General features: G+C 66.9%; 25 protein-coding genes. 7 read left to right on the top strand and 18 right to left on the bottom strand.

Features of this window, described 5'->3' with window-relative positions:
- Positions 1-16 precede the first annotated feature (16 nt).
- Complete coding sequence (locus tag AB6730_RS11390; RefSeq protein ID WP_371023727.1) at positions 17-961, bottom strand: serine/threonine protein kinase; 945 nt, start codon at positions 959-961, stop codon at positions 17-19.
- Positions 958-1,410 (bottom strand): hotdog fold thioesterase, encoded by a 453-nt coding sequence (locus AB6730_RS11385; protein ID WP_371023726.1) that lies wholly within the window; start codon positions 1,408-1,410, stop codon positions 958-960. Before AB6730_RS11385 ends, AB6730_RS11390 begins: the two co-directional genes overlap by 4 nt.
- On the opposite strand from AB6730_RS11385, the gene AB6730_RS11380 reads away from it, so the two are divergent.
- On the top strand, positions 1,403-2,515 hold the full coding sequence (locus AB6730_RS11380) for a 2Fe-2S iron-sulfur cluster-binding protein (protein ID WP_371023725.1): 1,113 nt from the start codon (positions 1,403-1,405) through the stop codon (positions 2,513-2,515). The two genes, AB6730_RS11385 and AB6730_RS11380, sit on opposite strands and share 8 nt — an antisense overlap.
- Here the strand turns inward: AB6730_RS11380 and AB6730_RS11375 are convergent, their stop codons facing one another.
- The 3 genes from AB6730_RS11375 to AB6730_RS11365 are packed head-to-tail and all read right to left on the bottom strand — an operon-like array spanning position 2,516 to position 3,911.
- A complete protein-coding gene (locus AB6730_RS11375) occupies positions 2,516-2,962 on the bottom strand; it encodes a rhodanese-like domain-containing protein (RefSeq protein ID WP_371023724.1) in 447 nt (148 codons plus the stop codon). It abuts the gene before it with no gap.
- 47 nt (positions 2,963-3,009) lie between these two features.
- Complete coding sequence (locus AB6730_RS11370) at positions 3,010-3,423, bottom strand: hypothetical protein (RefSeq protein ID WP_371023723.1); 414 nt, start codon at positions 3,421-3,423, stop codon at positions 3,010-3,012.
- Positions 3,424-3,452: 29 nt separating this feature from the next.
- Positions 3,453-3,911: a YiiD C-terminal domain-containing protein gene (locus tag AB6730_RS11365; RefSeq protein ID WP_371023722.1), complete on the bottom strand. Its 459-nt coding sequence runs from the start codon at positions 3,909-3,911 to the stop codon at positions 3,453-3,455.
- A gap of 129 nt (positions 3,912-4,040) precedes the next feature.
- On the opposite strand from AB6730_RS11365, the gene AB6730_RS11360 reads away from it, so the two are divergent.
- The 3 genes from AB6730_RS11360 to AB6730_RS11350 are packed head-to-tail and all read left to right on the top strand — an operon-like array spanning position 4,041 to position 7,247.
- Positions 4,041-4,811: a uroporphyrinogen-III synthase gene (locus tag AB6730_RS11360; RefSeq protein WP_371023721.1), complete on the top strand. Its 771-nt coding sequence runs from the start codon at positions 4,041-4,043 to the stop codon at positions 4,809-4,811.
- 46 nt (positions 4,812-4,857) lie between these two features.
- Complete coding sequence (locus AB6730_RS11355; protein WP_371023720.1) at positions 4,858-5,994, top strand: uroporphyrinogen-III C-methyltransferase; 1,137 nt, start codon at positions 4,858-4,860, stop codon at positions 5,992-5,994.
- The gene (locus AB6730_RS11350; RefSeq protein WP_371023719.1) at positions 5,991-7,247 is read left to right on the top strand and encodes a heme biosynthesis protein HemY; all 1,257 of its coding nucleotides are present in this window, start codon (positions 5,991-5,993) and stop codon (positions 7,245-7,247) included. The genes AB6730_RS11355 and AB6730_RS11350 overlap by 4 nt, the downstream gene beginning before the upstream one ends.
- Here the strand turns inward: AB6730_RS11350 and AB6730_RS11345 are convergent, their stop codons facing one another.
- From AB6730_RS11345 to polA, 5 genes are all read right to left on the bottom strand, one after another.
- Positions 7,248-8,222: a hypothetical protein gene (locus AB6730_RS11345; protein ID WP_371023718.1), complete on the bottom strand. Its 975-nt coding sequence runs from the start codon at positions 8,220-8,222 to the stop codon at positions 7,248-7,250.
- Between the two features lie 173 nt (positions 8,223-8,395).
- Positions 8,396-10,111, bottom strand: a complete 1,716-nt coding sequence (locus tag AB6730_RS11340) for an Hsp70 family protein (RefSeq protein WP_371023717.1) — start codon at positions 10,109-10,111, stop codon at positions 8,396-8,398.
- A 51-nt stretch (positions 10,112-10,162) separates the two neighbouring features.
- Entirely contained in the window at positions 10,163-12,373 is a 2,211-nt protein-coding gene (gene uvrD, locus AB6730_RS11335) for a DNA helicase II (protein ID WP_371023716.1), read from the bottom strand.
- Between the two features lie 45 nt (positions 12,374-12,418).
- Positions 12,419-12,637: a hypothetical protein gene (locus AB6730_RS11330; RefSeq protein ID WP_371023715.1), complete on the bottom strand. Its 219-nt coding sequence runs from the start codon at positions 12,635-12,637 to the stop codon at positions 12,419-12,421.
- A 353-nt stretch (positions 12,638-12,990) separates the two neighbouring features.
- Complete coding sequence (gene polA / locus AB6730_RS11325; protein WP_371023714.1) at positions 12,991-15,723, bottom strand: DNA polymerase I; 2,733 nt, start codon at positions 15,721-15,723, stop codon at positions 12,991-12,993.
- A 95-nt stretch (positions 15,724-15,818) separates the two neighbouring features.
- On the opposite strand from polA, the gene AB6730_RS11320 reads away from it, so the two are divergent.
- Positions 15,819-16,355, top strand: coding sequence for a DUF2782 domain-containing protein (locus AB6730_RS11320; RefSeq protein ID WP_371023713.1), 537 nt, complete (start codon positions 15,819-15,821; stop codon positions 16,353-16,355).
- Between the two features lie 171 nt (positions 16,356-16,526).
- Here the strand turns inward: AB6730_RS11320 and AB6730_RS11315 are convergent, their stop codons facing one another.
- Both AB6730_RS11315 and AB6730_RS11310 read right to left on the bottom strand, forming a co-directional pair.
- Complete coding sequence (locus AB6730_RS11315; RefSeq protein WP_371023712.1) at positions 16,527-17,225, bottom strand: glutathione S-transferase; 699 nt, start codon at positions 17,223-17,225, stop codon at positions 16,527-16,529.
- A 45-nt stretch (positions 17,226-17,270) separates the two neighbouring features.
- The gene (locus AB6730_RS11310) at positions 17,271-18,161 is read right to left on the bottom strand and encodes a LysR substrate-binding domain-containing protein (protein ID WP_371023711.1); all 891 of its coding nucleotides are present in this window, start codon (positions 18,159-18,161) and stop codon (positions 17,271-17,273) included.
- A gap of 79 nt (positions 18,162-18,240) precedes the next feature.
- Between AB6730_RS11310 and AB6730_RS11305 the strand changes: the two genes are divergently transcribed.
- A complete protein-coding gene (locus AB6730_RS11305; protein ID WP_371023710.1) occupies positions 18,241-19,251 on the top strand; it encodes a bile acid:sodium symporter family protein in 1,011 nt (336 codons plus the stop codon).
- On the opposite strand, the gene purH is transcribed toward AB6730_RS11305, so the two are convergent.
- The 3 genes from purH to AB6730_RS11290 all read right to left on the bottom strand — a co-directional run bounded on the left by purH (position 19,223) and on the right by AB6730_RS11290 (position 22,164).
- Positions 19,223-20,812, bottom strand: coding sequence for a bifunctional phosphoribosylaminoimidazolecarboxamide formyltransferase/IMP cyclohydrolase (purH, locus tag AB6730_RS11300; protein ID WP_371023709.1), 1,590 nt, complete (start codon positions 20,810-20,812; stop codon positions 19,223-19,225). The genes AB6730_RS11305 and purH overlap by 29 nt on opposite strands.
- 71 nt (positions 20,813-20,883) lie before the next feature.
- Complete coding sequence (locus AB6730_RS11295; RefSeq protein ID WP_306851037.1) at positions 20,884-21,117, bottom strand: helix-turn-helix domain-containing protein; 234 nt, start codon at positions 21,115-21,117, stop codon at positions 20,884-20,886.
- 225 nt (positions 21,118-21,342) lie between these two features.
- Complete coding sequence (locus AB6730_RS11290) at positions 21,343-22,164, bottom strand: zinc-ribbon and DUF3426 domain-containing protein (protein WP_371023708.1); 822 nt, start codon at positions 22,162-22,164, stop codon at positions 21,343-21,345.
- Positions 22,165-22,243: 79 nt separating this feature from the next.
- Here AB6730_RS11290 and prmA point away from each other — a divergent pair, with 79 nt between their 5' ends.
- Entirely contained in the window at positions 22,244-23,143 is a 900-nt protein-coding gene (gene prmA / locus AB6730_RS11285) for a 50S ribosomal protein L11 methyltransferase (protein ID WP_371023707.1), read from the top strand.
- 31 nt (positions 23,144-23,174) lie between these two features.
- On the opposite strand, the gene accC is transcribed toward prmA, so the two are convergent.
- Genes accC through aroQ form a run of 3 tightly spaced genes read right to left on the bottom strand, consistent with a single transcriptional unit; the run spans position 23,175 to position 25,509 of the window.
- Positions 23,175-24,536, bottom strand: a complete 1,362-nt coding sequence (gene accC, locus AB6730_RS11280; protein WP_371023706.1) for an acetyl-CoA carboxylase biotin carboxylase subunit — start codon at positions 24,534-24,536, stop codon at positions 23,175-23,177.
- 11 nt (positions 24,537-24,547) lie between these two features.
- Positions 24,548-25,003, bottom strand: coding sequence for an acetyl-CoA carboxylase biotin carboxyl carrier protein (accB, locus tag AB6730_RS11275; RefSeq protein WP_371023705.1), 456 nt, complete (start codon positions 25,001-25,003; stop codon positions 24,548-24,550).
- Between the two features lie 56 nt (positions 25,004-25,059).
- The gene (aroQ, locus tag AB6730_RS11270) at positions 25,060-25,509 is read right to left on the bottom strand and encodes a type II 3-dehydroquinate dehydratase (RefSeq protein ID WP_371023704.1); all 450 of its coding nucleotides are present in this window, start codon (positions 25,507-25,509) and stop codon (positions 25,060-25,062) included.
- Positions 25,510-25,798: the final 289 nt, after the last annotated feature.

Raw genomic sequence — 25,798 nt, 5'->3', positions numbered from 1 at the left:
GAGGCTCCTGGTAGTGTCAAAGGTCGTCGGCGATTTCGTGCAGGTCGGCGATGTGCTGTTCCCACCAGCGCGCCTCGGCCGCGAAGGGAAACGCCGCCGGGAACGCCGGATCGTGCCAGCGTTCCGCGATCCAGCCGGCGTAGTGCACCTGCCGCATCGCCCGCAGCACGGGCACCAGGGCAAGTTCCGTGGGGTCGAAGTCGCGAAATTGCCCATAGCCCTCGAGCAGCGCATCCATCATCGCCTCGTCCCCGGCGAGCATCCACAGGTCCTGTACCGCCGGCCCCATGCGCGCGTCGTCGAGGTCCACGAAGTGCGGGCCGGCGTCGGTCCACAGGACGTTGCCCGGATGGCAGTCGCCATGCAGGCGGATGGAACGCACGGGGCCGATGGCGTCGATGCGGCCAGCCACGGCCTCGTCGACGCGCCCGGCCGCGTGGCGATAAGCGTCGAAGAGGTGCGCGGGCAGCAGGTCCGAGCCCAGCGTCGCCCGCACCGGTGCCTCGATCATGGTCGGGCGATCGAGCGTGGCGCGCGCGTGGAAGCGTTCGCGCGCACCGATGGCGTGCATCCTTCCCAGCAACCGGCCCAGCCATTCCAGTTGATCGGGCGATTCCAGCGAAGGCGCACGGCCACCGCGCCGCGGGTACAGCGCGTAGCGGTATCCATCTTGCCGGAGCAGGCTACGCCCATTGAAAACCAGCGGCGCCACGACGGGTAATTCCGCCGCGGCGAGTTCCAGCGCGAAGGCATGTTCCTCTTCGATCGCCGCGTCGGTCCAGCGGCCCGGCCGGTAGAACTTGGCGACGACGAAGCCGCCGTCTTCGAGGCCGACCTGGAACACGCGGTTCTCGTAACTGTTCAGCGTGAGCAGGCGGCCGTCGCTCCACGAACCCGCCGCGTCCACCGCGGCGAGTACGACATCCGGCGACAGCGCCGCATACGGCGCGGCATCGCTCACGTGCGCAGGTTTCCCGGCGCGCCACCCGTGGAGGGAATCACCGCCATGGTGAGCCGCGAAAGACAGACGAGCTTGCCGCTCTCTTCTTCGATGCGGATTTCCCACACCTGGGTGGTGCGGCCGAGGTGAACGGCCTTGGCGGTGCCGGTGACGATACCGCCACGCACGCCGCGGATATGGTTCGCGTTGATATCCAGGCCTACCGCGATCTCCTTTTCCACGTCGAGCGTGAGCAGGGCGGCCGAGCTGCCGAGCGTTTCGGCCAGCACGACCGAGGCACCGCCATGGAGAAGCCCGAACGGCTGCTGCGTGCGATGGTCCACCGGCATGGTGCCGCGCAGCCAGTCGTCGCCGAACGCGGTGAAGTGGATGTCGAGGGTTTCCATCATCGTGCCACGGCTCCAGCCGTTGATCCGGGCGAGGTCGATGGGTTGCTTCCAGATGGCCATGTTCCGCGTGATCCTGTGGGGCAAGCCGCCATTGTCCTACAATGCGCAGGTGCCCACCGTAACCCTGACATCGTCCGGCAAGCGATTCGAAGCCGCCGCGGACGAGACCGTCCTCGAAGCCGCCCAGCGCGCGGGAATCGCCCTCCCGTATTCGTGCCGCAGCGGTGTCTGCGGCAGTTGCAAGGCCACCCTGGTGGAGGGCGAGTGCAGCTACCCGCGCAATCCGCCGGTGGCGTTGTCGGCATCGGCGCGCCAGCACCGGGCCATCCTGATGTGCCAGGCCGTGCCCTGCGGTGATATCGCCATCCAGGCGCGTGAAATCGCCTCGGTGGAAGACATCCCGCATCGGCGGCTGGACGTCGTGGTGGTGGAGCGCCGGGCCCTGGCTCCGGACGTCGTGGGCGTGTGGTTGCAGCCGACGGACAACGAGCGGCTCAACTGGTTGCCGGGCCAGTACCTCGACGTGATCCTCCAGGACGGCAAGCACCGTCCGTTCTCGATCGCCAGCGGCCCGCGCGCGGATGGCCGGATCGAACTGCACGTGCGCCATGTGCCCGGCGGTGGATTCACCTCATGGGTGTACGAATCGCTGCGCGTGGGCGACCACCTGACCATCGAGGCGCCGCTGGGCACCTTCGTGCCTCGTGAGGATTCCGAGCGGCCGATGCTTCTCGTGGCCGGCGGCACGGGCTTCGCGCCGGTGAAAGCGATCGTCGAGCATTTCATCGCACTCGGTACGCGGCGGCCGATGTTCGTCTACTGGGGCGCGCGCACGGTGGCCGACCTCTATCTCATCGACCTGGCGCGGCGCTGGACCGAGGAGTTGTCCACGATCACGTTCATTCCGGTGCTTTCGGACCCGCAGGCGGCGCGGATGAGCGGTCTGCGCGAAGGGCTGATCCATGAGGCCGTGCTCGAGGATCATCCCGATCTCGCCGACTTCGATCTCTACATGAGCGGCCCGCCGCCGATGATCGCGGCAGGGCGGCAGCTGTTCGTCGAGGCGAACCTGCCGGAGGACCGGCTCTACTTCGATTCGTTCGACGTGGCGCCCGACGTGCTGGATGCGATCCTGCGCGGCCGGGCCGGCATCCACGGGCTCTGATTATTTCTTGCCCTTCACCACGGGCAGCTGCGCGGTCTGCCAGGCGTAGGTGCCGCCGTCGAGCACGAACACCTTGGCGAAGCCGGCCTTGATCAGGCGGTTGGCCGCCTTGCCCACGCCACGGCCGTCCTTGTCGACCAGCACCACCGGCAACTCCTTCGCCTTCGAGAGATCCTTCTGCGTCTCCGGGTCGAACTGGCTCATCGCCACGTTCTTCGCGCCGGGGATGTGCGCCTTCTCGTAATCGGCGCTGGCCGAGAGATCGATGATCAGCGGCGTGTCGCGGTTGATCAGCTGCGTGAGACCGGCCGGCGTCAGGCTCTTCCACTTGCGGAACAGACGACCGACTTCGCCCGCGACCAGGGCGACCAGGATCACCACGAAAAGCGCCACCAGCGCGGTGTGGTTGCTCACGAAGGCGGGCAACTTCTGCAGTACGTCGTTCATCGTGTCTTTTCGCGTCCCAGGGGGGATAAACGGCCGATTATATCGGCTTAGCGGGGCGAGAAGTCCGGCAGGCCGGTCATCAGGCGCCACTTGTTCTTTTCGCGGTCGTAATGCCAGCGCTGGCGGTCGACGATGCTGCGCTCGGCCTGGGTGTTGATGTTCACCGCGCTGATCTGGACCACCTGGACGACATCGTCGTCGCCATCGGGCCGCGGGCCCGCGCCCTCGTCGTAGCCGGTGACGCGTAACTGCTGGAGGCGTCCCTGCTCGACGGAACTGATCGGGTGTTCCTCGGCATAGTCCTTGTCGATGAAGGTCTGCGCCTGGGTGAAGTCGCCCCAGCGGATCGCCGAGGCGTAGCCCATGAGGGTCCGGTTGAGCGCCTCGCTGCGCTTGTCGGCGGCGCAACCCGCGAGGGCCATGAGGGTGAGGGCGAGGGCGGGCAGGGCGAACGGGCGCATGGTGGCTTCCTTCGGGGCGTCGGGCGGCATTATGCCCGGCGTTTGGCCACGAAACGCGCATCCAGGCTGGCCAGGGGCTTGCCGTCGGCTCCCGGTACCACGCAGGTGAAGTCCGCCCGGGCGCGGCCACGGGCGTCGAGGGTGGCGAAGAAGGGTTCCCAGCGGGCTCCCGGGGCCAGGCTGGCCTCCGCACGGAGGTCGTCCCACACCGGGGCGAGATAGCGCACGGTGGAGTCGGCCACGAAGACGTCGCAGTCGTCGCCGCGTTGGCGCAGGCAGGCCTCGACGAGAGCCCAGCAGGCGATCGTCATCAAGCTGGCCAGGCTGCCGCCGAACGCGCATCCCTTGTCGTTGATGTTGGGCTCCAGCGGCGCGGTCATGGTCAGGCGTTCGCCGTCGAAGGCGGCGATACGCAGTTCCATGGCGCGGGCCAGGGGGATGCCGTCGAGGATGAAGCGCTCGAGATCGGCCAGGGCAGCTTGAATCATGGTCATAAGCCGTCAAGTCTACGAGGCGCGGCGATCCGTTCGCATCCGTATGGCTTGCCCCAACCTTCGGCATTGGTGGCCGCGCCCCCACCTTCCTATGCTGACCTGTCACTCGCAGGATGCCTTGAAGTGAGCCGCTCCCTTCCCCTTCGTAACGTCACCGTCGTCATCACCCGTCCCGCCGGTACCGCCGGCCCCCTCGCCCGCCGCGTTCGCAAGCTCGGCGGCATTCCCGTAAGCGTGCCCGGACTCTCCTTGCGCGCCACGGAAGACGCGGCGGCCGTCGATGCGGCCTTGCGCCGCGCGCTGGAGGGCGACGTGCTCGTGTTCACCAGCCCTGCCGCCGTGCGCTTCGCGGCCGATGTATTGCCCCTGGCCACCCGCGCGGCCGTGATCGCCGTGGGCCGTGGCACGGCGCGAGCGCTGAAGACGGCGAGCGTCGCCGAGGTGCGCTTCCCCGAAACGTCTCAGGACAGCGAGGGGGTGCTCGGGCTCCCGGAACTGGCCGCCGTGGCAGGCAAGCGCGTGGCTCTGGTCGGCGCCCCCGGCGGCAGGGGACTGATCCGCGAGCAACTGGCCCTGCGCGGGGCGTCGATCGAGGAAATCCACGTCTACCATCGCGTGGCGCCCCGTATCGACCGCCGCCACATCGACCCTTTGCTGAAGCTGGGGCGCCGCTCGGCGGTGCTGCTTTCCAGCGCCGAGGCCCTCGATCACCTGCACCGGGCCCTGATCGCCCCGGCCTGGCGTAGGCTGGTCCAGGCCGTGGCGGTCGTCAGCAGCGAACGCTTGCGCGAGATCGCGATGCAGGCGGGATTCGAGCGCGTCGCCGTGGCCCGCTCGGCCCTCCCGGCCGACTTGCTCCAGGCCGCCAGCGAGGTTTCGTTCACCCGCCGTTGAGGGAGGTGTTCCATGCGTTAGCGTATGGCCTGCTAGCATGCCGGGCATGACGAACGAGACCTCTCCGACCGATACCGCCCCGGCTACGCCGGCCCCGGCCGCCACGCCGCCGTCCGCTCGCGCGGCGAAGCCACCCGTTTCCTCGCCCCGCCGAGGCGGCGGTGCATTGGCCGTGGCCATCCTGTTCTCGTTGGCGGCGCTCGGCGCGGCCGGATATACGGCATGGACGGTCTGGAACCTGCGCCAGGACGTCGGCGCGGCCAACGGCCTGCGCGGGCAGGTCGATACCTTGCAGGCGGCGGTCGAGGGATTGCGCGACGACAACGCCACGCTCCGCCGCCGGGTCAGCGACGCCGATGGCGTCAACCGGTCCGCCCGTGAAGAAATGCTCGGCGTTTCCGAACGTACGCGTAATCTGGAAGACGCGGTCGCCAACCTCAGCGAGCGCAGCCTCAGCGGTCACGACGCCATGCTGCTGGACGAGGCCGAATCGCTGCTGCGCATGGCCAAGGAGCGCTTCGCGCTGTTCGGCGACGCCAGTGGCGCGTTGTCCGCCTACGACCTCGCCGACAAGACGCTCGCGGCCGTGAACGACGTCGCGTTCGCCGCGGTGAGGCAGAACGTGGGGGCCGAGCGCGAGGCGCTCGCCGCCGTGGCGCCCGTCGCCCGCGCGAACGACCTGGCGGCGCTGGCCGAGCTGCGTGCGCAGTTGCCGGCCCTGCCCCTGAAGAGTTCCGATACGAAAACGGCCGACACATCACAGCGAGACTTCTGGCAGCGAGCCGGTGACGCCCTCGGCAGCATCGTGAAGGTCAGCCATGACGACGGCACGCCCTTGGGGCTGGCCGACGACAGGATCGCCCGCGAATTGGCCGCGCTGGATGTCGCGCATGCCGAGGCAGCAGTGCTCGCTTACGACGACGTGAACCGGCAAGCGGCGTTGAAGCGCGTCGACGCCACGCTCGCCGCGCGCTTCGACACGTCATCACCTGCGGTGCAGGCCGCGCGTTCGCGTGTGACGGCGCTGCTGGCCAGCCAGGCGAAGGGCGCCGAACCGAAGCTTGGTGCCGCGCTCACCGAATTGCGCAACCTTCGCTCCGTGCATGCGCTGAAAGGTGGCGCATCCACGGCGGCTCCCGCGCATGCGGGGTCGGCCGCGACGCCGCACGAGGACACGCCATGAAGCTCTGGCGCTGGATCGTCGGCCTGATCCTCATCGCGGCGATCGCCGCCTTCGCCTGGCACTGGGTCGCGGACGACCCCGGCTACGTACTCATCCATCTGCGCGGCACCAACGTGCAGATGACCGTGGTGACGGCGGTGGTACTCCTGCTGCTCGCCTGGGCGGCGGTCTCGGTGCTGGTCGCCCTGATCCGGTGGCCGTTCGGCGCGATGACACGGCGCCATCGCCGGCTGAGCCGGCAGCGTCTCGCCGACGGCCTCGTATCGTTGATCGAGGGGCGCCACGGCGAAGCGGAGCGCGACCTCAACCGGGCGGCGCGCTATCCGTCGGTACGCGGTCCGGCCTTGCTCGCCGCGGCCGAAGCCGCGGAACGCCACGGCGAATCGGCACGCGCACTGGAAACGCTCGACCAGGCCGCGCAGGAGGCGCCACGCGCCGCGCGCGTCATGCGCGCACGCCTGCTGCGCCGTACCGGCCGACCAAACGAGGCAGCCGCCTTGCTGGCGCCCGAAGCCAACAGCGGCGGCCTGACACCCGCCGGCTGGGTCGAGTTCGCGGAGGCCTCGCTCGAGGCTGGCGAACCGCGCAACGCCTTGCGTGCCCTCGATCCCCTGAAAAAAAGCGGTGAGTTGGGCTCGCGCGCCTACGCGGAGATCGAGTCGCGCGTCGTCGCCGCCTATGTACGTAGCGCCCCCGATGGTGCTTCTCTGGCCACGTTGTGGTCGCAATTGCCGAAAGGCCAACGCCGCCTGCCTGCCGCCGTGGACGCTTATGCGCAGCAAGCCGCGCGGTTCGGCCAGACGATGGCCGCGATGGACGAGATCGAAACCGCGCTGCGCCGCGAATGGTCGCCGTCGCTTGTCGCCACCTACGGAAGCATGGGCGCGGAAGACCTGGAGCAGCGCCTGCGCCGTGCCGAAAGCTGGATAGACACCCATCCCAACGACGCCGTCCTACTCACCGCCGTCGCGCGCATGTGCGTGCGCGTGCGCCTTTGGGGCAAGGCGAAGCCGTACCTCGAACGCGCGCTGGCGATCGAACCGAGCGCGGCCGCCTGGGAAGCCCTTGGCGATGTCTACGTCGGTGAGGACCATCCGGAACTCGCCCAGCGTTGCTATCGCAATGCCCTGGCGCTCGCCCGCGGGGAAGCGACCGAGGCCTTGCCGGATGAATTGCGCAGTCGTCGTATCGACACGCGCGTCACGGCAGTGGAAGAGCGCGACCAGCATGGCGTGCCGCGCTTGTCGCCCTGATCATCGAGCGGTTTGTGCGTGCCAGTGACCAGCCCGTTGGCAACGGTGAGCGCGGGCCTTGAGCGTGTCGATTTCGTCCGCGCGTTTCCCTTCGAACGCATCGGGGCTATTCAGCTGCGTATAGAGTTCCACGCATTGCCGTGGCGTGTCCGGGGGAAGTGAGGCTTCCAAGGGCGAAGTCATCGAGGTGGCCCTTGAACGCGGCCAGCCCTGGATCGCGAGGTTGACGAATCCAATGACTACTGCCAGTACGAGAAACGCGGCAAGACGCGACGTCGACCGTTGTTGTTCACGTTCGCGCTCTGCCACCGCTTGCGCGGGAAGATAGGCGGTCTCTGGTGCGGCGATCTTCATGAATACGTCGCGAGCGGACGCCGATTGTGCGTCAAACGCGGCGTGCCATGCCTGAAGGGTTTCGCCCGACAGGTGAAGGCTGAGCCACGCGGGAAACCGTTCGTTGAGCTTCGCGATCTCCGGCCAGTGCCGGATCAGGGCTTTGTCGAGGTGCGTCTCCGCGCGTGCAAAAAGTTCCAGCCATGCCCGTTGGCGATCCGGCGCGAGCGAGAGCCATGCTTCGCGCTGTGACAGCACGCTTTCGATCCACCGGCCTCGTTCCCCCAGAGCAGCGAGGTGTCCCACCTCGTCCCAGTGGAAGCGTGTTTCGGCGGCGGCGAACACCTCGGACCGGTGCGCGATACGCTGCAGTCCGACAAGGTCGATCAGGTGTCCCTCGAACTGGCCGGGTGCGTCGATATACTGCGTGCGCAGTTCCACGAGGATGTCGTCGAGCATGCGCGGTATGCCTTCGGCCCGATGTGCGCCGACATCGGCGGCGAATCGCCAGGCAAGCGTCACCGTGTAGTCGACCGGGAGGGACGGCGATTCCTCGGGTGATGGCTTGTCCACCGCGCCACCCGTCGTGCTGCTGGCCGTGAGTGCAGGCGCTTCGCCGCTCGTGGCCACCGTGGTGTCCATCTGTTCGCACCACGCACGTGCGGCTTCGTAGGCGTGGCGAACGCGCTGGAAGGCGTCGGGATCGGTTGCCGGATCGATTTTCCGGACCGCCGCCGCGTACGCCCGGCGCACGGCGATCTCGTCCGCATGTGCGGGAAGTCCGAGGATGTCCAGGTGCCAGGGCAGCGTCATGCTCAGCTCGCCGGGTCCGGTGCGAATCGGTCATCACGCTCGATCGCCTGCAAGGACTCGCGGAATGCCACGGCATCGCGTGCGATCAGTCGCTGGTCCTGCGTGGCGAGCACCTGCTCGAAACGGAGGATGACGCGCCCGAGCCGCTCGCGGGGTTCGCCCGACAGTTGTTCGTAGAGACGTTCCGCGCGAGCGAGCAGGGTGCGGTTTTCGAGCGTGTCGCGCGGGTGTGTCTTGAGGACCGACAGCGCCTGCAACCGCCGTGCGATCTCCTCCGCAGGCATGTGCGCATCGCCGCTTTCGATCACCAGCCGCCTCACCTCGCCGCTGGCGACGACGGTCACCTCGACTTCAAGGAGGCCGTTCACGTCATAGGTGAAGCGGACATCGACGCCATCGCCGTGCCCTGGGCCGGGCAGGAGGGGAATGGTGAGTTCACCGAGCGCGATGTTGTCGCGAACCATGCGCGATTCGCCTTGGTAGACGCCGATGCGAATCTGTTTCTGGTCGGGCGTCACCGGCGAAAAGCGCTCGATGCGACTGGCGGGAACGACGGTATTGCGTTGGATCACCGGCGCGAAGAACCCTGGTGCCTGCGACCCGTTGTCCAGCTGGCGCACGACCTCGGTACCGAGCGTGTACGGGCAGACGTCCGTCATCACCATCTCGTCGAGCGCCTTGTCCTTCATCTTCAGCCCCGCCTGAACCGCGGCACCCATGGCGACCACTTCATCCGGGTTATGCCCGACGGCGGGGAAGCGGCCGAACATGCGCGTGGCGAGCGCGCGGATCATGGGCATGCGCGTGGCACCGCCAGCAAGGACCACGCTGTCGAGATCCGCGGCACGGATACGCGCGTCACGCATGGCGCGCTCGATCGGGCGCCAGAGGCGGTTGAGCAGCGGTTGGGCCAGTTTCTCGAACGCCTCGGCGTCGATGTCGACCCGGATCGAACGGCCCTCGTAACGAACGTCCAGCGAAGCACTGCCACTGGCGCTCAGTTCCCGCTTGACCCATTCGGCGCTGGCCGCCAGGCGCTGCATGAAGCGCGGATCGTCACGCGCCGCTTCAGGCGCGCCATTCGCGAAGGCGAGATCGGCGATCGACGTGGTGAAGTCCTGGCCACCGAGCATGTTGTCGCCCGCGCTGGCGCGTACCTCCATGACGCCCTCGAACATTTCGAGGATGGATACGTCGAACGTCCCGCCGCCGAGATCGAAAACGAGGAATTGCGTCTCGCTACCGGCCTCGTGAAGCCCATAGGCGAGCGCGGCGGCGGTCGGCTCGTTGAGCAGGCGTTCCACCTTGAGGCCGGCGAGTTCGCCGGCCAAGCGCGTCGCCTTGCGCTGTGCGTCCGAAAAATAGGCGGGCACGGTCACGATGGCCTCGGTGACCGGTTCACCGAGGAAAGCCTCGGCGTCCGCCTTGAGCGATCGAAGGACCAGGGCGGAAAGTTCCTCCGCACGATAATCGCGATCGCCCAGGCGCACGCTGCGAGGGCTGCCCATATAGCGCTTGAACAGCGAGGCGGTCTGTTGCGGATGGGTCTGCAGGCGCTCACGGGCGGCCTCCCCGACGAGGATGCTGCCATCCTCGTCGACGCCGACGCACGACGGTGTCAGGACGCCGCCGAGCGCATTGGGGATCAGGCGCGGAACGCCGTCCAGCCACGCCGCGACGAGACTGTGGGTCGTGCCCAGATCGATGCCGACGATCATGTGCTTCCCTTTCCCCTTCCTCCGCGCGCCGGCTGTCCGGCCGGACGCCCCCTACAACGCGGTCAGATTCGCGTAAGCGTAAACCAACCACTTGCTCCCGGCATCTTCGAAGTTCACCTGCACGCGCATGTGCGCCCCGGCGCCTTCGGCGCTGACGATCGTTCCTTCGCCGAATTTCGGATGGGTGACCCGCTGACCGAGGCGTATCGGCGAAGCCTCTTCCACGGCCGACGACGCGTAGCGGTCCGCATAGGCTGGGCGCGACACCTGGACGCGCGGGCGCAGTTCGTCGATCAGGTCGGGGGGAATCTCACCAAGGAAGCGGGAGGGCCGGGCCAACATCTCCGTGCCGTGCATGCGGCGCGATTCCGCATGGGAGAGGTAAAGCCGCTCCCTGGCGCGCGTGATGCCTACGTAAGCCAGGCGGCGCTCTTCCTCCAGGCGGTTGTCTTCCTCCGTGGAGCGCTGGCTCGGGAACAGGCCTTCTTCCATGCCGACCAGGAAGACCACGGGAAACTCCAGGCCCTTTGCCGAATGCAGTGTCATCAACTGCACGCAATCGTCCCAGGCCTCGCCCTGGCCTTCGCCGGCCTCAAGCGCGGCATGCGACAGGAAAGCGGAGAGTTCGTTGAGCCCGGCATCGACGTCTTCCGGGGTCATCTCGAAGCGGCTGGCCACGTTGACCAGCTCGTCCAGGTTCTCCACCCGGGCTTCGCCGTTACCGCGCTTGTCGTTCTCGTAGAAGTCGCGCAGTCCGGTGTGGATGATGGCGTGCTCGATCTGTTCGGCGAGGCCGAGCGCACTTGGCGCGTCGTTGCCTTCGCCGTCGCTTTCACCATGGCCGGCGAAGGTGCGTGCGAGGTTGTCGATCAGGCCGATGAAGGCTTTCACCGCGTTTTTCGCGCGGCCTGCCATCGATCCGATGGATGCCTCGGTGAGCGATGCCTCCCACATGGAGCTGCCATCGGTGCGCGCGCGCCGGCGCAGTTCGTCGAGCGTGCGGTCGCCGATGCCGCGCGGCGGCGTGTTCACGGCGCGTTCGAAGGCGGCGTCGTCGTGGCGATTCGATGCGAGGCGAAGGTAGGCGAGGGCGTCCTTGATCTCGGCGCGTTCGAAGAAGCGAAGGCCGCCATAGACACGGTAAGGCAGGTCGCGCTGGATCAGCTGTTCTTCGAAGTTTCGCGACTGGGCATTGGAACGGTAGAGGATGGCGCAGTCGCGTGCGTTGCCGTGTTCGGCGACGTATTCACGGATGCGCTCGATGACGAAACGTGCCTCGTCCTGCTCGTTGTACGCGGCATACAGGGCGATGCGTTCACCTTCGCCGCCATCGGTCCACAGCTGCTTGCCGAGACGGCCCCCGTTGCGCGCGATGACCGCGTTGGCGGCCTTCAGGATCGTCGAGGTGGAACGGTAGTTCTGTTCCAGGCGGATCGTCTTCGCACCCGGGAAATCGTGCAGGAACTGCTGCACGTTCTCCACCTTGGCACCGCGCCAGCCATAGATCGCCTGGTCGTCGTCGCCGACGACGAAGGCTTGGCCGGTATTGCCCGCGAGCACGCGTATCCATGCGTACTGCAAGGTATTGGTGTCCTGGAATTCATCGATCAGCAAATAGCGCCAGCGATCCTGGTAGTGCTTGAGGACCTGCGGGTCCTTCAGCCACAACTCGTGGGCACGCAGCAGGAGTTCGGCGAAATCCACCAGTCCGGCCCGCTGGCATTGCTGTTCGTAGGCCTTGTAGATTTCCACGAAGGTGCGGGTCACCGGGTGGTCGCGATGCTCGATCGCGTCGGGCCGTTTGCCTTCGTCCTTCCAGTTGTTGATCTGCCACGACGCCTGGCGCGGCGGAAAGCGTGCCTCGTCCAGGCCCATGCCGGCGATCACGCGCTTTATCAGCCGTTGCTGGTCGTCGGAATCGAGGATCTGGAAACCTTCGACCAGGCCTGCCTCGCGCCAGTGACGGCGCAACAGCCGGTGCGCGATGCCGTGGAACGTGCCCACCGTGAGGCCTTGCGTACCACCGGGAATGATCCCATCCAGGCGGGTGCGCATTTCGCCGGCGGCCTTGTTGGTGAACGTGACGGCGAGGATCGCCCACGGAGGTACCCGCTCCACCTGGGTGAGCCAGCCGATGCGGTTGGTGAGTACCCGGGTCTTGCCCGAGCCGGCGCCGGCGAGGATCAGGTAATGACCGGGCGGGGCGCTGACGGCCTCACGTTGGGCGTCGTTGAGGGAGTCGAGAAGGTGGGAAACATCCATCCACCTATTGTAACGGTTGGGGGCCGTCCCGGCCCCCGCGCCGCATCACCGCTTCTGCGCGATGCCAGCCACCGCGACGATGCCGCCGATGACGATGCCGGCAATGCCCACCCATTGCGGAATGGCCTTGTCGTGCGTGGCTTCGATCTTGGCCGAACCGATGGAGGCGATCGTGTCGGTCTTGCTGTAGCTGCCGTTGCCCAGGGTCACCCAGAGGCCGAGGCCGATCAGGATGACGCCGACGATGATGAGACCTGCACGCATATGCGTTCCCCTCCTGGTTCGATGTGGCCGAGAGGATGCGGGTGTGAATGTGCAGGCTTTGTCTTTGTCCCCGGCAAAAAAAACCCCGAGAGCCAGGGGAGCTCTCGGGGCCGGTGGATGGTCGGATCCAGGGGAAGATCGGACCGTCCGCAGGGTGACTCCAGGGAGGTGGAGTCCACCGATGGGACGCCGTTGCGTGCGTCCGAAGATATAGACGTCCGGGAACGGTCGAAGTTGCAATGCGGGACGAAAAAAAGTCAGCCGGCGTTCATGGGGCCGATAATCAGTGACTTGGCGCCGCTTCACCTGAACGACTATACGGAAATCTTACGTTTGGATGGCCATTCGCCCGGTCAGTGGGCTTCGTCCCAGTTCGCGCCGACGCCGATATCGACCTGTAGCGGCACGCTGAGCGTGGCGGCGCCGGTCATGTGCTTCTCGATACCCGCGCGGACCTCGTCCACCGCCTCCGCGCGGACCTCGAAGACCAGTTCGTCGTGTACCTGCATGAGCAGGCGCACGTCGTTCCGGGGTTCGATCCAGGCGGCCACGGCGATCATGGCCCGCTTGATGATGTCGGCTGCCGTGCCCTGCATCGGTGCATTGATCGCCGCGCGCTCGGCGCCGGCACGGAAGGCCTGGTTGCGCGAACTGAGGTTCTCGAGGTACAGGCGCCGGCCGAACAGGGTCTGTACGTAACCGTCGCGGTGGGCCTGCTCGCGCGTGGCGTCCATGAAGGCGCGCACGCCGGGATAGCGCGAGAAGTAGCGCCCCATGTAGTCGGAGGCCTCGCCACGGTCGACGCCAAGCTGACGGGCGAGGCCGAACGAGCTCATGCCATACATCAGGCCGAAGTTGATCGCCTTGGCCGCGCGGCGCTGGTTCGTGGTGACCTCGGCCGGCGGCACGCCGAATACTTCCGCCGCCGTCGCCCGGTGCACGTCGCCGCCTTCCTGGAAGGCGCGGAGAAGCCCTTCGTCGTTGGACAGGTGGGCCATGATGCGCAATTCGATCTGCGAGTAGTCGGCCGCGAGGATGCGCCAGCCCTCCGGCGCGACGAACGCCTGGCGGATGCGCCGGCCTTCCTCGGTGCGTACGGGGATGTTCTGCAGGTTCGGGTCGGAAGAACTGATGCGGCCGGTGGCCACGGCGCCCTGGTGGTAGCTGGTATGCACGCGGCCCGTGCGTGGATTGACGATGCCGGCGAGCTTGTCGGTATAGGTCGAACGCAATTTGGCGAGGCCGCGGTATTCGAGGATCAGGCGCGGCAGCTCGTGCGTATCGGCGATGGCCTCCAGCGCCTCTTCGTTCGTCGAGGGCTGGCCGGTGGGTGTCTTGATCTTCGCCGCCAGCCCCAGTTCGTCGAACAGCACGGCCTGCAGCTGTTTCGGCGAGTCGAGGTTGAAGTCGTGGCCGGCGGAGGCGTAGGCCAGCTTCTGCAGTTCGACCATGCGCTTGCCGAGCTGCTGGCTCTGCTTGCGCAATTCGTTCGCATCGATCAGCACGCCGATGCGTTCCATCCCGGCCAGGACGGGCACGAGCGGAATCTCGATGTTCTCGTACACGTCGCGCAGGGTGGGCTCGGCTTCGAGCTTCGGCCAGAGCGCGTGATGCAGGCGAAGCGTGATGTCCGCGTCTTCGGCGGCGTAGCGGCAGGCGGTGTCGCAGTCCACCTGGGAGAACGAGATCTGCTTGGCACCCTTGCCCGCGACGTGCTCGTACTTGATCGTCGTATAGCCGAGATAGCGCGAAGCCAACGAGTCCATGTCGTGGCGCGTCGCGGTCGCGTTGAACACGTACGATTCCAGCATCGTGTCGTGCGCGAGGCCGCGCAAGGCGATGCCGTAGTGCGACAGGATGTTGATATCGTACTTGCCGTGTTGACCGACCTTCGGCCTCGAAGGATCTTCGAAGATGGGTTTCAGCGCGCCGAGCACGTGTTCGCGGGACAGCTGGGCCGGCGCACCCGGGTAATCGTGCGCGAGTGGGACATAGGCCGCCTTGCCCGGCTCCACGGCCAGCGACAGGCCGACGATATCCGCCTGCATCGCGTCGATGCTGGTGGTCTCGGTGTCGAAGGCGATCAGCGGCGCGGTTTCCAGCTTCTCCAGCCACGCGGCCAGGCGTTCCTCGGTCACGATCAGCTCGTATTCGCCTTCGGCGCCGAGCGCGGCGTCGGGAGCGACGTGGGCCGCCGGGGCGGGAGCGGGCGTCGCGGCGGTGGGTGCCGCCGGGCCCGTGGCGGCCCCGTCGAGGTCCTTCAAGGCCGCCTTGAAGTCGTAACGTGTGTAGAGCTCGCGCAGGGCCTCGATGTCGCGGTCACGCATGCGCAGGTCCGTCGGGCCCTGGTCCAGCGGCACGTCGGTACGAATCGTGACCAGTTCGCGCGACACCGGCAGGCGCGGGATCGCGGCCCGCAGGTTCTCGCCGATCTTGCCGCCGATCTTGTCCGCGTTCGCGAACAGCTGGTCGAGGTCGTGGTATTCCGCCAGCCACTTCGCGGCCGTTTTCGGGCCGCATTTTTCGACGCCGGGGACATTGTCGATGCTGTCGCCCATGAGGGTGAGGTAATCGACGATCTGTTCCGGCCGCACGCCGAACTTCTCGATGACGCCATCGATGTCCATCGTGGTGTTGGTCATCGTGTTGATGAGCACGATGTGCGCGCCGACCAGCTGGGCGAAATCCTTGTCGCCGGTGGAGATGATCGTATCGATGCCCTGGTTCGCCGCCTGCCGGGCGAGCGTGCCGATCACGTCGTCGGCCTCGACCCCGGGTACGCAAAGGATCGGGAATCCCAGGGCGCCCACGATCTTCATCATCGGGTCGACCTGCGCGCGCAGGTCGTCCGGCATGGATGGACGGTTCGCCTTGTATTCGGGGTAGAGGTCGTCGCGGAAGGTGCGGCCGGGCGCGTCGCAGACGAAGGCCACGTAGTCGGAGCCCGCCTTCATCGTCGTGCGCAGCATGTTGACGATGCCGAACAGCGCGCCGGTGGGCTCGCCATGGGTGTTGGTCAGGGGCGGCAGCGCGTGGAACGCGCGGTACAGGTACGACGACCCGTCGATGAGCGTGAGCGTAGGCATTTCCCGATTCTCTCATGGCCGCGCGCGAACCGTCCGTTCACGTGGCCGGAGGGGTGGGAATTGCTATCCTCGCAGGCCCTTATGGAGACATTCCCATGAACCGCTCGCATGCCCTCGCTGCCGCGCTCGCCCTGGTACTGGCGCTACCCGCCGTCGCGCAGAATGCCCAGGACCCGTCGTCGTTCAAGCCGGCCCCGCCACCGCCGGGCCTGAACGATCCGGGCGTCAAGGCGGGCGAGCCGGACCGGTCGGGCCTGAAGCCGGTCGAGAGGCCGGTCACTTACGACGAGGCCCAGGATGGCAAGACCACGCCTGCCACGTCGGACGCCAATGGCGGCTCGCGTTCCGCCGTGGCGCTGCCCTCGATGCAGGACAACGGCGCGGTCGACGCCCGGGGCCAGCAGGCACCGCAGGTGACCGTGCGCCAGCAGGGTGACGATCGCGTCGAGGAATACCGCACGGGCGGCAAGTTGTTCATGGTCGTGGTGACGCCGAAGAACGGCGTGCCGCAGACCTACATGGCCGATCCGGACGGGAAACTTCATCACGATCCGAAAAACGGGCCGGTGAACCCGGTTTATTACAAGGTCTACGAATGGGGCCAGGCGCCGAAGCCTGCCGGTTCGAACTGAGGCCGGCTCCCACCAGGCACATCCCTGCAGGTACTCGGGGGATCTGCGTCGATGCGGGGGCCGCTTGAGGTGGGAGCCGACTCTGTCGGCGATGGGTGCTTGCCTTGACCTGGCCCGCTGCCGCGGGATCGCCGCTGAAGCGGCTCCCACAGAAGGGTGGCCGTGCTTGCCTCAGCCGTCCAGTTCCGGGTAATGGCGGAAGATGCCGTTCGTGTTGAACGGCAGGCGCCGTTCCGAGGCGAGATACGCCGCGATGTTCGGCCGGTTCGCCACGCGCCTGGCCAGGTCCCGTAACAACGGCAGTTTCTGCCTGGCCATGGCCTTCGGAAACGCATAGCTCAACCCCTCCATCACCTGGAACAACGACAGGTCCACATAGGAATGCTCGCGCAGCGAATGTTTCCCGCCGCCGCGTTCCAGCACCTGCTCGAAGTAACCCAGGAATTTCGGAATCCTCGACGCGCAAAAATCCTTCGCGCGTCGCTTCGCCTCGGCGCGCTGGTCCTCGTAATACTGTTCCGTCGACACCGGATGATGGGTGTCGTGCACCTCGGCCACGAGATCGGTGATGGTCAGTTGCAACTGGTGCGCGTAAAGGCGCCGCGACTCGCTCTCCGGCACCAGGCCGTGCCGCGGTCCGAGGTACTGGAGGATGTTCGCCACCTGGGCGATCACCAGCCGCCCCGATGCCAGGAACGGGGGCGCGAAGGGCAGGGCACCGTCGTGCTCTCCCTCCAGGAAGGCCGTCATGACCTCGTCGCCTTCCTCGCGGGCGACGTCGGTGTACGCCGCGCCAGCATCTTCCAGGCACAGGCGGACGAATTCGCCGCGGCCCTGCAGGCCCGTCCAGTAATACAGCCGGTAGCTCATCGCCTGTCTCCCGCGGTCAAAGCGCGCATGATGAAACGGAGGCCTTCAAGCCAGCGTGAGCGCGATGTCCCGCAACATGTTCCATACGGTCTGGGCCGGCGGCGACAGCGAACGTGCGCGGCGTCTCAACAGGGTCACCTCGCGATCCACCGACGGCGACAGCGGGCGTGCGATCAGGCCGGGACGCAGGGCGTCCAGCGACAGCGCCGGGGTGACGGTGACGCCGAGGCCGGCCTCGACCATGCGAAAGGCCGTATGCGGATGGCCCACCTCGAGTACCACGTGCATGGCGATCTCCCGCTTGGCGAACGCGGTGTCGATCAGTCGCCGGCTACCCGAGGCGTGGTCGAGCAGGATGAGCGGTTCACGCGCCAGCGATTTCCAGGGCACGCTCGTCTTCGCGGCGAAGGGATGATCACGGCGGCAGACCAGCCGGAACGGATCGCGCAGGATCGTTTCCGCATCGAACTCCTCCACGGTGGCGGGCTCGACCGTGAGACCGAAGTCGACTTCGCCACCGCGCACGGCGTCCAGCACCTGCGCCTGGGTCTGGTCGCGTAGCAGGATCTCCAGCGAAGGATGCTCGAGGGCGCAGCGGGCGATGCAGGCGGGCAGGAGACCCGCCGAGAGCGTCGGCACGGCCGCGACGCGCACCCTGCCGCGTAAGGGGTCCGCCTGCGTCCGCGCATGCGAGAGCACGCCGTCGAGTTCGTCCAGCACGCGGGACACCGCTTGCTCCAGGTACCGGCCCGCCTCCGTGGGCACGACTTCTCGCGTGCTGCGGTCGAACAGGCGTACGTCCAGTTCCGTTTCCAGGTCGGAGATCAGGCGGCTTACCGCCGGCTGGGTCAGGTGCAGGGATTCCGCCGCTCGGCGGAAATGCCGATGGCCGGCCACGGCAAGGAAGGCGCGAAGCTGGCGAAGCGAGACATTCATAACAGGAATGTATCACTGGATCAGATAAAACGAATTGCCTTATGGGACCCGCGGCGGTGAAATACGGTCATCCCCTCTCATGCCAGCCGCTGCCATGCGCCGCTTCCTCCCCGATGGATTCACCCTTTCCCTGGTCGCCACCGTGGTGCTGGCCAGCATCCTGCCGTGCCGTGGCAGCGCCGCCAGTGTTTTCGAGGTGGTCACCGATGTCGCCATCGGCCTCCTGTTCTTCCTGCATGGGGCGAAGCTCTCCCGCGAGGCGGTCGTCGCGGGCATGACCCACTGGCGGCTGCATCTCACCGTCCTCGCCAGCACTTTCCTGCTGTTTCCCCTGCTCGGTATCGTGCTGAAGCCGGTGCTCTCGCCGCTCGTCTCGCCCGACCTCTACCTCGGCATCCTGTTCCTGTGCACCTTGCCGTCGACGGTGCAGTCGTCGATCGCCTTCACGTCGATCGCGCGCGGTAACGTGCCGGCGGCCATCGTCGCCGCCTCCGCGTCGAGCCTGTTGGGTATCTTCATCACGCCCTTGCTGGTCGGCGTGGTGATCGCGGGTACGGGGCAGGGCGGTCTCTCCCTGCACGCGGTCGGTGCGATCGTGATGCAGTTGTTCGTACCGTTCGTCGCCGGACAAATCGCGCAGCGCTGGATCGGTGGGTGGGTGCGCAAGCATGCCACCCTGCTTACCTTCGTCGACCGCGGCTCGATCCTGCTGGTGGTCTACACCGCGTTCAGCGCAGCGGTGCTGCAGGGCTTGTGGCACCAGTTACCCCTGCCTGTGCTGGCGGGATTGGTGGTGGTGAACGCGGTACTGCTGACCTGCGCACTGGTGCTCACGCGCTATGGCGCGAGGGCGCTCGGTTTCGCCAAGGAGGATGAGATCACGATCGTCTTCTGCGGCTCGAAGAAGAGCCTGGCCGCGGGCGTCCCGATGGCGAAAGTGTTGTTCGCCGGACACCCGCTCGGCCTGATCGTGCTGCCGATCATGCTGTTCCACCAGATACAGCTGATGGCCTGCGCGGTGCTGGCCCGGCGATATGCGCTGCGCAGGGCCAATGCTTTCGTCAGTGGCGGAAGTGGCGAACGCCCGTGAACACCATCGCCATGTCGTGCTCGTCGGCGGCGCCGACGACTTCGCTATCGCGCATGGAGCCGCCGGGCTGGATCACCGCCCGGATGCCCGCCGCGGCGGCCGCGTCGATCCCGTCGCGGAACGGGAAGAACGCATCCGAGGCCATGGCGCTGCCCGGCACCACGAGGCCGGCTTCCTCGGCCTTGAGGCCGGCGATCTTCGCGCTGACGACACGGCTCATCTGGCCCGCACCGATGCCGATCGTCCGGTTGTCCTTGGCGTAGACGATCGCGTTGGACTTCACCATTTTCGCCACGCGCCAGGCGAACAGCAGATCGTCGAGTTCGCCGGGCGTGGGCTGGCGCTTGCTCACGACCTTCAATTCGTCCCGCTGGACCTGCCGATGATCGGCGGTCTGCACGAGCAGGCCGGAGCCTACGCGCTTCACGTCGTGGGTGTTGCGGCCGTCGCCCGGCGGGATTTCCAGCACGCGCACATTGGCCTTCTTCGCTGCCTCGTCGACCGCACCGGCATCCACCTGCGGCGCGATCAGCACTTCGACGAACTGGCGCTTCAGGATCGTTTTCGCCGTTTCCGCGTCGAGGGGACGGTTGAACGCGATGATGCCGCCGAAGGCCGAGGTCGGGTCGGTGGCATAGGCCAGTTCATAGGCGGCCAGCGGGTCGGCCGCCACGGCGACGCCGCAGGGATTCGCGTGCTTCACGATCACGCAGGCCGGCGCGTCGAACTGGCGCACGCATTCCCAGGCGGCATCGGCATCGGCGATGTTGTTGAACGACAGTTCCTTGCCCTGCAGTTGGCGGAATGTGGCGAGCGTGCCGGCTGCGGGATGGAGGTCGCGGTAGAACGCGCCGGCCTGGTGTGGGTTCTCGCCGTAACGCAGGTCCATCACCTTGATGAAGCGGCCGTTCGACTGCTCGGGAAATTCCGCGCGCGCGGCGACCGCGGTGTGCGTATCGTCGAGCGTGATACCGGAGAGGTAGTCGCTGATGGCGGCGTCGTAGTTCGACACGCGGTTGAACGCGGCGACGGAAAGCCGGAAACGCGTGGCGCGCGCGAGACCACCCTTCTGCTCGATCTCCGCCAGCGCCTCTTCGTACTGCGCCGGGTCGGTCAGCACGGCGACATCGTTCCAGTTCTTGGCGGCGGCACGAAGCATGGCCGGACCACCGATGTCGATGTTCTCGATGGCGTCTTCCAGCGTGCACGCCGGATCGGCGACCGTGCGCTCGAAGGGATACAGGTTGAGCACGAGCAGGTCGATCGGAACGATGCCGTGTTCGGCCATCACCGCGTCGTCGGTGCCGCGGCGGCCGAGCAAGCCACCGTGGACGCGTGGATGCAGGGTCTTCACCCGTCCGTCCATGATTTCGGGAAAGCCGGTGAGGTCGCCCACGTCGCGGACGGGGATGCCGGCCTCGCGAAGCGCCTTGGCCGAGCCGCCGGTGGAGAGTATTTCGACGTTCGCGGCAGCGAGGCGGCGAGCCAGCCCGGTCAGGCCCTGCTTGTCGGAAACGCTGACGAGCGCGCGGCGGACGGGAACGAGATCGGGCGTGGGCATGGGCACTTCCGGGGAGGAAAGCGCGTCATTATAGCCGCCCGGACGTCCATGCGGTCCCGGCGGCAGGCCGGTCAGGAAATCCCGTGGGCGGCGAGCTTCTTGCGCAGGGTGGCGCGGTTGATGCCGAGGGCGGCGGCGGCGCGGCTCTGGTTGCCTTCGTGGAAGGAAAGCACTTCACGCAGCAGGGGGCCTTCGACTTCGCGTATCACGAGGGCATGCAGGCCTTCGCCGAACTCGGTATCACCGATATCGGCGAGATAGCGACGAACCGTACGGCTGACACATTCGCTGAGAGCGCTCTGCATGGAGGTTTCGTTGGCGGCCTCGCCAGCAGACAGTCTCACAGCGTTCAAGGCATTCCCCTCTCGCAGGCCGGAGCGTGGATCTCCGGTCGGTTCTTATCGGTATGGTGCTTCTTGGGCTGCGACCCGTTCACCTCGTCGGGGTGATGAAAAGTCGCGAAGGGAACCGAGTGTACTCGCCCCGGGGAGCGAAGTGCAGGCTTGCAAAAAGAAATTTTTTCGAACGCTTCATTCGAAGCTGAATGCGAAAGCCACGGCTCGCTGGCCCGGGTCTTGCACCTCGAACACCATGGCCGTCGTCACCCCGCTGGCGAGACCGCGTGAACGCGCCGAGGCATCGCCTACATAATCCTCGGGCTGGAAACGGCGCATGGCGAGGCGCTGGCCGCTGGCATCCGAGAGTACGATGGTGACCACGGGGTACGGTTGCGCGAACGATGCATCGTTTCGCACGCTGGCGGTGATGAGCAAGCCGTCGGTGACGGACGGATGCTGCTCGACGTCGCGCGCGAGCAAGTGAAGGCGGGAAGGGTCGGGTACGAGAGGCAAACGGCAGCCGATCATCGCGCACCCCGTCTCCAGGACGGGGCCGATGGTGGGGTCCGCGATGAGGACGTCCCGCTTGGCCCATGCCAACTGTGCTCCCAGGCCGAGTATCAGCACGGTACAGACACCGACCCAGGCAGGGGTGCGCCACGAGCGGCGCTTCCGCTTCGCGAACCGTGGCGTGAACGTCAACTGTGAAAAGTCTTCCCCCGTTTCCCCACTGGCGATGTCGTCTTCCACGAGAGGGCTTGTCCCGGGGCCTTCGGGAGCCACCTCGGCCACCGGCCTCGGCCGGAACACCGCCACGTCGGCGGTCGGGGGCTCACGATCCAGCGCGTGTTCCGCCAGGCGCGTGAACGGCTCCGGCGGCAACTGCTCGGCGAGCGTGCCCAGGGCGTTGAAGACGGCATCGCAGTGGCTGCAACGCACGCAGCCGCAGGCATGGACCAGAAGCTCGGCTTCCAGCTTATAGACGGTGAGGCACTCGGGGCACTGCGTATACATAACGCCCGATCATAACGGCCGCGCCGCGCCCGTGCGCGCCCGGTAGAATCATGGACCCGCCCACCGCACTGGCCCCACGATGCCCTGGCTCGAACTTTCCCTCACGATCCGCGCCGCCGAACAACCGCGTGTCGAAGCGACACTGGAAGATCTCGGCGCGCTGTCCATCACGCTGCAGGATGCCGATGCGGAAACCCCCGACGAAGAGGCCATCTTCGAACCCGGGGTGGGCGAGATCCCGTTGTGGAACCAGATCGTGCTCAACGCGCTGTTCGATGCCGGCGCCGACAAGCGTGGCCTGACCGCGGCCATCGCCGACGACCTGCCCTTCATCGAGCCCGCCCACATCACCTGGCGCGAGGTGGAGGACCAGGATTGGGAGCGGGCGTGGATGGACCAGTTCAAGCCGATGCCGTTCGGCCGCCGGCTGTGGGTCTATCCGTGGAACATCGAGCCGCCGGCGGACGGCGGGATCGTCGTGGTGCGGCTCGATCCGGGCCTCGCCTTCGGCACCGGAACGCACCCGACCACGGCGATGTGCCTGGAATGGCTCGACGGCCAGCAGATGGCCGGCAAGTTCGTCCTCGACTACGGCTGCGGCTCGGGCATCCTCGCCATCGCGGCGCTGAAGCTCGGCGCGGCGCGTGCCGTGGGCGTCGACAACGATCCGCAGGCCTTGCTCGCGTCGCGCGATAACGCCGAACGTAACGGCGTCCATGGCGATCTGGACGTCTATCTGCCGGGCGAGGCACCCGTGGAGCAGGCCGACGTGCTCGTGGCGAACATCCTCGCCGGCCCTCTCGGCGAGCTTGCCCCGACCTTCGCCGCGGCGGTGAAACCCGGGGCGCCATTCGCGCTCTCGGGCATCCTCTCCGGGCAACACGAGGAGTTGCTCACGCGTTATTCGGAATGGTTCGACGAACTGGAAGTCCGCACGCTCGAGGATTGGATACGCATCAGCGGCCGCCGCAAGGCCTGAAAAAAATCCCGCCTTGCGGCGGGATTCTTCGTTACGCCGAAGGCGTTTCTTTTTGCTCGGCCATTCGTTTTTCCAGGTAGTGGATGTTCTGCCCACCCTGCTGGAATCCGACGTCGGCCATGATCCGCTGCTGTAGCGGGATATTGCACTTCACGCCTTCGATCACCGTCTCGGTCAGGGCCATGCGCATGCGCGCGATGGCCGTGGCGCGGTCCGGGCCGTGGACGATGATCTTGCCGATCATCGAATCGTAGTTCGGCGGGATGCGGTAGCCGTCGTACAGATGCGTGTCGACGCGTACGCCGGGGCCACCCGGCGCCTCGAAACGCTTCACCGTGCCGGGGCTCGGCATGAAGGTGTCCGGGTCCTCCGCGTTGATGCGGCATTCGATCGCGTGGCCGTTGAGGACGATGTCCTCCTGGCGGATCGACAGCTTCTCGCCACCGGCGATCAGCAGCTGCTCGCGGACGAGGTCGATGCCGGTCACCAGTTCCGTCACCGGGTGTTCGACCTGGATGCGGGTGTTCATCTCGATGAAGTAGAAGCGGCCGTTCTCGAACAGGAACTCGAACGTGCCCGCGCCGCGATAGCCGATGCGGATACACGCGTCCACGCAGACCTTGCCGATCTGCTCGCGCAGTTCCGGCGTGATGCCTGGCGCGGGCGCCTCTTCCACCACCTTCTGGTGGCGGCGCTGCATCGAGCAGTCGCGTTCACCGAGGTGGATGGCGTTGCCCTGGCCGTCGGCGAGCACCTGGATTTCCACGTGACGCGGGTTTTCCAGGAACTTCTCCATGTAGACCTGATCGTTACTGAAAGCCGCCTTGGCTTCCTGCTTGGTCATGACGATGGAGTTCGCCAGGTGGGCCTCGGTGCGCACGACGCGCATGCCTCGACCGCCGCCACCACCGGCCGCCTTGATGATCACCGGATAGCCGATCTCGCGCGCGATGCGGATGTTCTCGTCGGTGTCGTCGCCCAGCGGGCCACCGGAGCCGGGCACGCAGGGCACGCCGGCGGCCTTCATGGCGCGGATCGCCTCCACCTTGTCACCCATCAGGCGGATGACGTCGGCGGTGGGGCCGATGAAGACGAAACCGGATTGCTCGACCTGCTCGGCGAAATTCGCGTTCTCCGAAAGGAAGCCGTACCCCGGATGGATCGCGCCCGCGTCGGTGATCTCGGCGGCGGCGATGATCCGCGGAATGTTGAGGTAGCTGTCGGCCGAGGGACCCGGTCCGATGCATACCGATTCGTCGGCCAGGCCGACGTGCTTGAGGTTGCGATCGACGGTGGAGTGCACCGCGACCGTCTTGATGCCCAGCGCATGGCACGCGCGCAGCACCCGCAGCGCGATCTCGCCGCGATTGGCAATAACGACCTTCTCGAGCATGAGTCGGGGCCTCAGGCGATGACGAACATCGGTTCGTCGAATTCCACCGGCTGGCCGTTTTCGACCAGGATGGCGACGACGGTACCGGATACGTCGGCCTCGATCTGGTTGAACATCTTCATCGCTTCGATGATGCCCAGGGTCTCGCCGGCCTTGACCTGCTGGCCGACGCTGGCGAACGCCGGTGCGCCCGGCGTGGAGGCGGCGTAGAACGTGCCGACCATCGGCGCCTTGACCACGTGACCGGGCGGCAGGCCCGGCTCGGCGGGCGCCGCGGGGGCGGCGGCAGGCGCGGCGGCGACCGGGGCGGCCACGGGAGCGGGCGCGGCGATCATCTGCGGCGCGACGGCGGTGCCCTTGGGCACGCGCGAGAGACGCACCACTTCCTCGCCTTCCTTGATTTCCAGCTCGGCGAGGTTCGACTCCTCGAGCAGGTCGATAAGCTTCTTGATCTTGCGCAGGTCCATGGGACAAACCTTCTGGTGGTGGATGCGGGGCGCCCGGGGCGCGCCGCGAATGGGAATCAGGCGGCGGGGATGGCCAGCCGGAGCAGCGCGGCCTCGAGCGCCAGCCGGTAGCTGTCGCCGCCGAAGCCGCAGATCACGCCGGCGGCGATGTCCGATACGTACGAGTGGTGCCGGAACGGCTCGCGCGCGTGCGGGTTGGACAGGTGGATCTCGATGAACGGGATGGACACCCCGGCGAGCGCGTCGCGCAGGGCGACCGATGTATGCGTGAAGGCGGCTGGATTGATGAGGATCCAGGCCGTGCCCTCGTCGCGGGCCTGGTGGATCCGTCCGATCAGTTCGTGCTCGGCGTTGGACTGGAACCAGCCCAGGTCGTGCCCGGCCGCTTGTGCCCGGGCTTGCAGCGACGTGTTGATGTCGGCGAGCGTTTCGTGCCCGTAGACCGAGGGCTCGCGCACGCCGAGGAGATTGAGGTTGGGTCCGTGCAGGACGAGGATCCTGGCCACTGTTCACCTGTGCCGTGGGTCCGGGGCTCCGGAACGCCGCGAAGTGTGCGCCTGTCGCCTAGCCTTGTCCAGTTCGGTGAAGTTCGACGCAGTTCGCTGGAGATCGCGACTTTCCAGACGCTCGCGTATGTTTCTGCCAAGTGTGGGAGCCGCTTCAGCGGCGATGGCTGCTTGCCTCGAGCTTGCCCGCTGCCGCGGGATCGCCGCTGAAGCGGCTTGTGTCTTTCCGAAGGGCTAGGCTTGGAGGTGAGAGCGGAGTGCGGCAAGCCGATGGACGGCAGTGCCGCGA

Origin of the sequence: Luteibacter sp. RCC_6_2 (assembly GCF_041360655.1) — a bacterium.
Lineage (GTDB): Bacteria > Pseudomonadota > Gammaproteobacteria > Xanthomonadales > Rhodanobacteraceae > Luteibacter.
The sequence above is the reverse complement of the archived record's forward strand: the minus strand, read 5'-3'. Positions and strand labels throughout refer to the sequence as shown.

What these genes read in the sequence shown, in the direction of transcription:
- AB6730_RS11380 (WP_371023725.1), top strand. Translation starts at nt 1,403, where the DNA reads ATGGCCATGTTCCGCGTGATCCTGTGGGGCAAGCCGCCATTGTCCTAC.
- AB6730_RS11385 (WP_371023726.1), bottom strand. Translation starts at nt 1,410, where the DNA reads ATGGCCATCTGGAAGCAACCCATCGACCTCGCCCGGATCAACGGCTGG.
- AB6730_RS11375 (WP_371023724.1), bottom strand. Translation starts at nt 2,962, where the DNA reads ATGAACGACGTACTGCAGAAGTTGCCCGCCTTCGTGAGCAACCACACC.
- AB6730_RS11370 (WP_371023723.1), bottom strand. Translation starts at nt 3,423, where the DNA reads ATGCGCCCGTTCGCCCTGCCCGCCCTCGCCCTCACCCTCATGGCCCTC.
- AB6730_RS11365 (WP_371023722.1), bottom strand. Translation starts at nt 3,911, where the DNA reads ATGATTCAAGCTGCCCTGGCCGATCTCGAGCGCTTCATCCTCGACGGC.
- AB6730_RS11355 (WP_371023720.1), top strand. Translation starts at nt 4,858, where the DNA reads ATGACGAACGAGACCTCTCCGACCGATACCGCCCCGGCTACGCCGGCC.
- AB6730_RS11350 (WP_371023719.1), top strand. Translation starts at nt 5,991, where the DNA reads ATGAAGCTCTGGCGCTGGATCGTCGGCCTGATCCTCATCGCGGCGATC.
- AB6730_RS11345 (WP_371023718.1), bottom strand. Translation starts at nt 8,222, where the DNA reads ATGGACACCACGGTGGCCACGAGCGGCGAAGCGCCTGCACTCACGGCC.
- AB6730_RS11340 (WP_371023717.1), bottom strand. Translation starts at nt 10,111, where the DNA reads ATGATCGTCGGCATCGATCTGGGCACGACCCACAGTCTCGTCGCGGCG.
- uvrD (WP_371023716.1), bottom strand. Translation starts at nt 12,373, where the DNA reads ATGGATGTTTCCCACCTTCTCGACTCCCTCAACGACGCCCAACGTGAG.
- AB6730_RS11330 (WP_371023715.1), bottom strand. Translation starts at nt 12,637, where the DNA reads ATGCGTGCAGGTCTCATCATCGTCGGCGTCATCCTGATCGGCCTCGGC.
- polA (WP_371023714.1), bottom strand. Translation starts at nt 15,723, where the DNA reads ATGCCTACGCTCACGCTCATCGACGGGTCGTCGTACCTGTACCGCGCG.
- AB6730_RS11320 (WP_371023713.1), top strand. Translation starts at nt 15,819, where the DNA reads ATGAACCGCTCGCATGCCCTCGCTGCCGCGCTCGCCCTGGTACTGGCG.
- AB6730_RS11315 (WP_371023712.1), bottom strand. Translation starts at nt 17,225, where the DNA reads ATGAGCTACCGGCTGTATTACTGGACGGGCCTGCAGGGCCGCGGCGAA.
- AB6730_RS11310 (WP_371023711.1), bottom strand. Translation starts at nt 18,161, where the DNA reads ATGAATGTCTCGCTTCGCCAGCTTCGCGCCTTCCTTGCCGTGGCCGGC.
- AB6730_RS11305 (WP_371023710.1), top strand. Translation starts at nt 18,241, where the DNA reads ATGCCAGCCGCTGCCATGCGCCGCTTCCTCCCCGATGGATTCACCCTT.
- purH (WP_371023709.1), bottom strand. Translation starts at nt 20,812, where the DNA reads ATGCCCACGCCCGATCTCGTTCCCGTCCGCCGCGCGCTCGTCAGCGTT.
- AB6730_RS11295 (WP_306851037.1), bottom strand. Translation starts at nt 21,117, where the DNA reads ATGCAGAGCGCTCTCAGCGAATGTGTCAGCCGTACGGTTCGTCGCTAT.
- AB6730_RS11290 (WP_371023708.1), bottom strand. Translation starts at nt 22,164, where the DNA reads ATGTATACGCAGTGCCCCGAGTGCCTCACCGTCTATAAGCTGGAAGCC.
- prmA (WP_371023707.1), top strand. Translation starts at nt 22,244, where the DNA reads ATGCCCTGGCTCGAACTTTCCCTCACGATCCGCGCCGCCGAACAACCG.
- accC (WP_371023706.1), bottom strand. Translation starts at nt 24,536, where the DNA reads ATGCTCGAGAAGGTCGTTATTGCCAATCGCGGCGAGATCGCGCTGCGG.
- accB (WP_371023705.1), bottom strand. Translation starts at nt 25,003, where the DNA reads ATGGACCTGCGCAAGATCAAGAAGCTTATCGACCTGCTCGAGGAGTCG.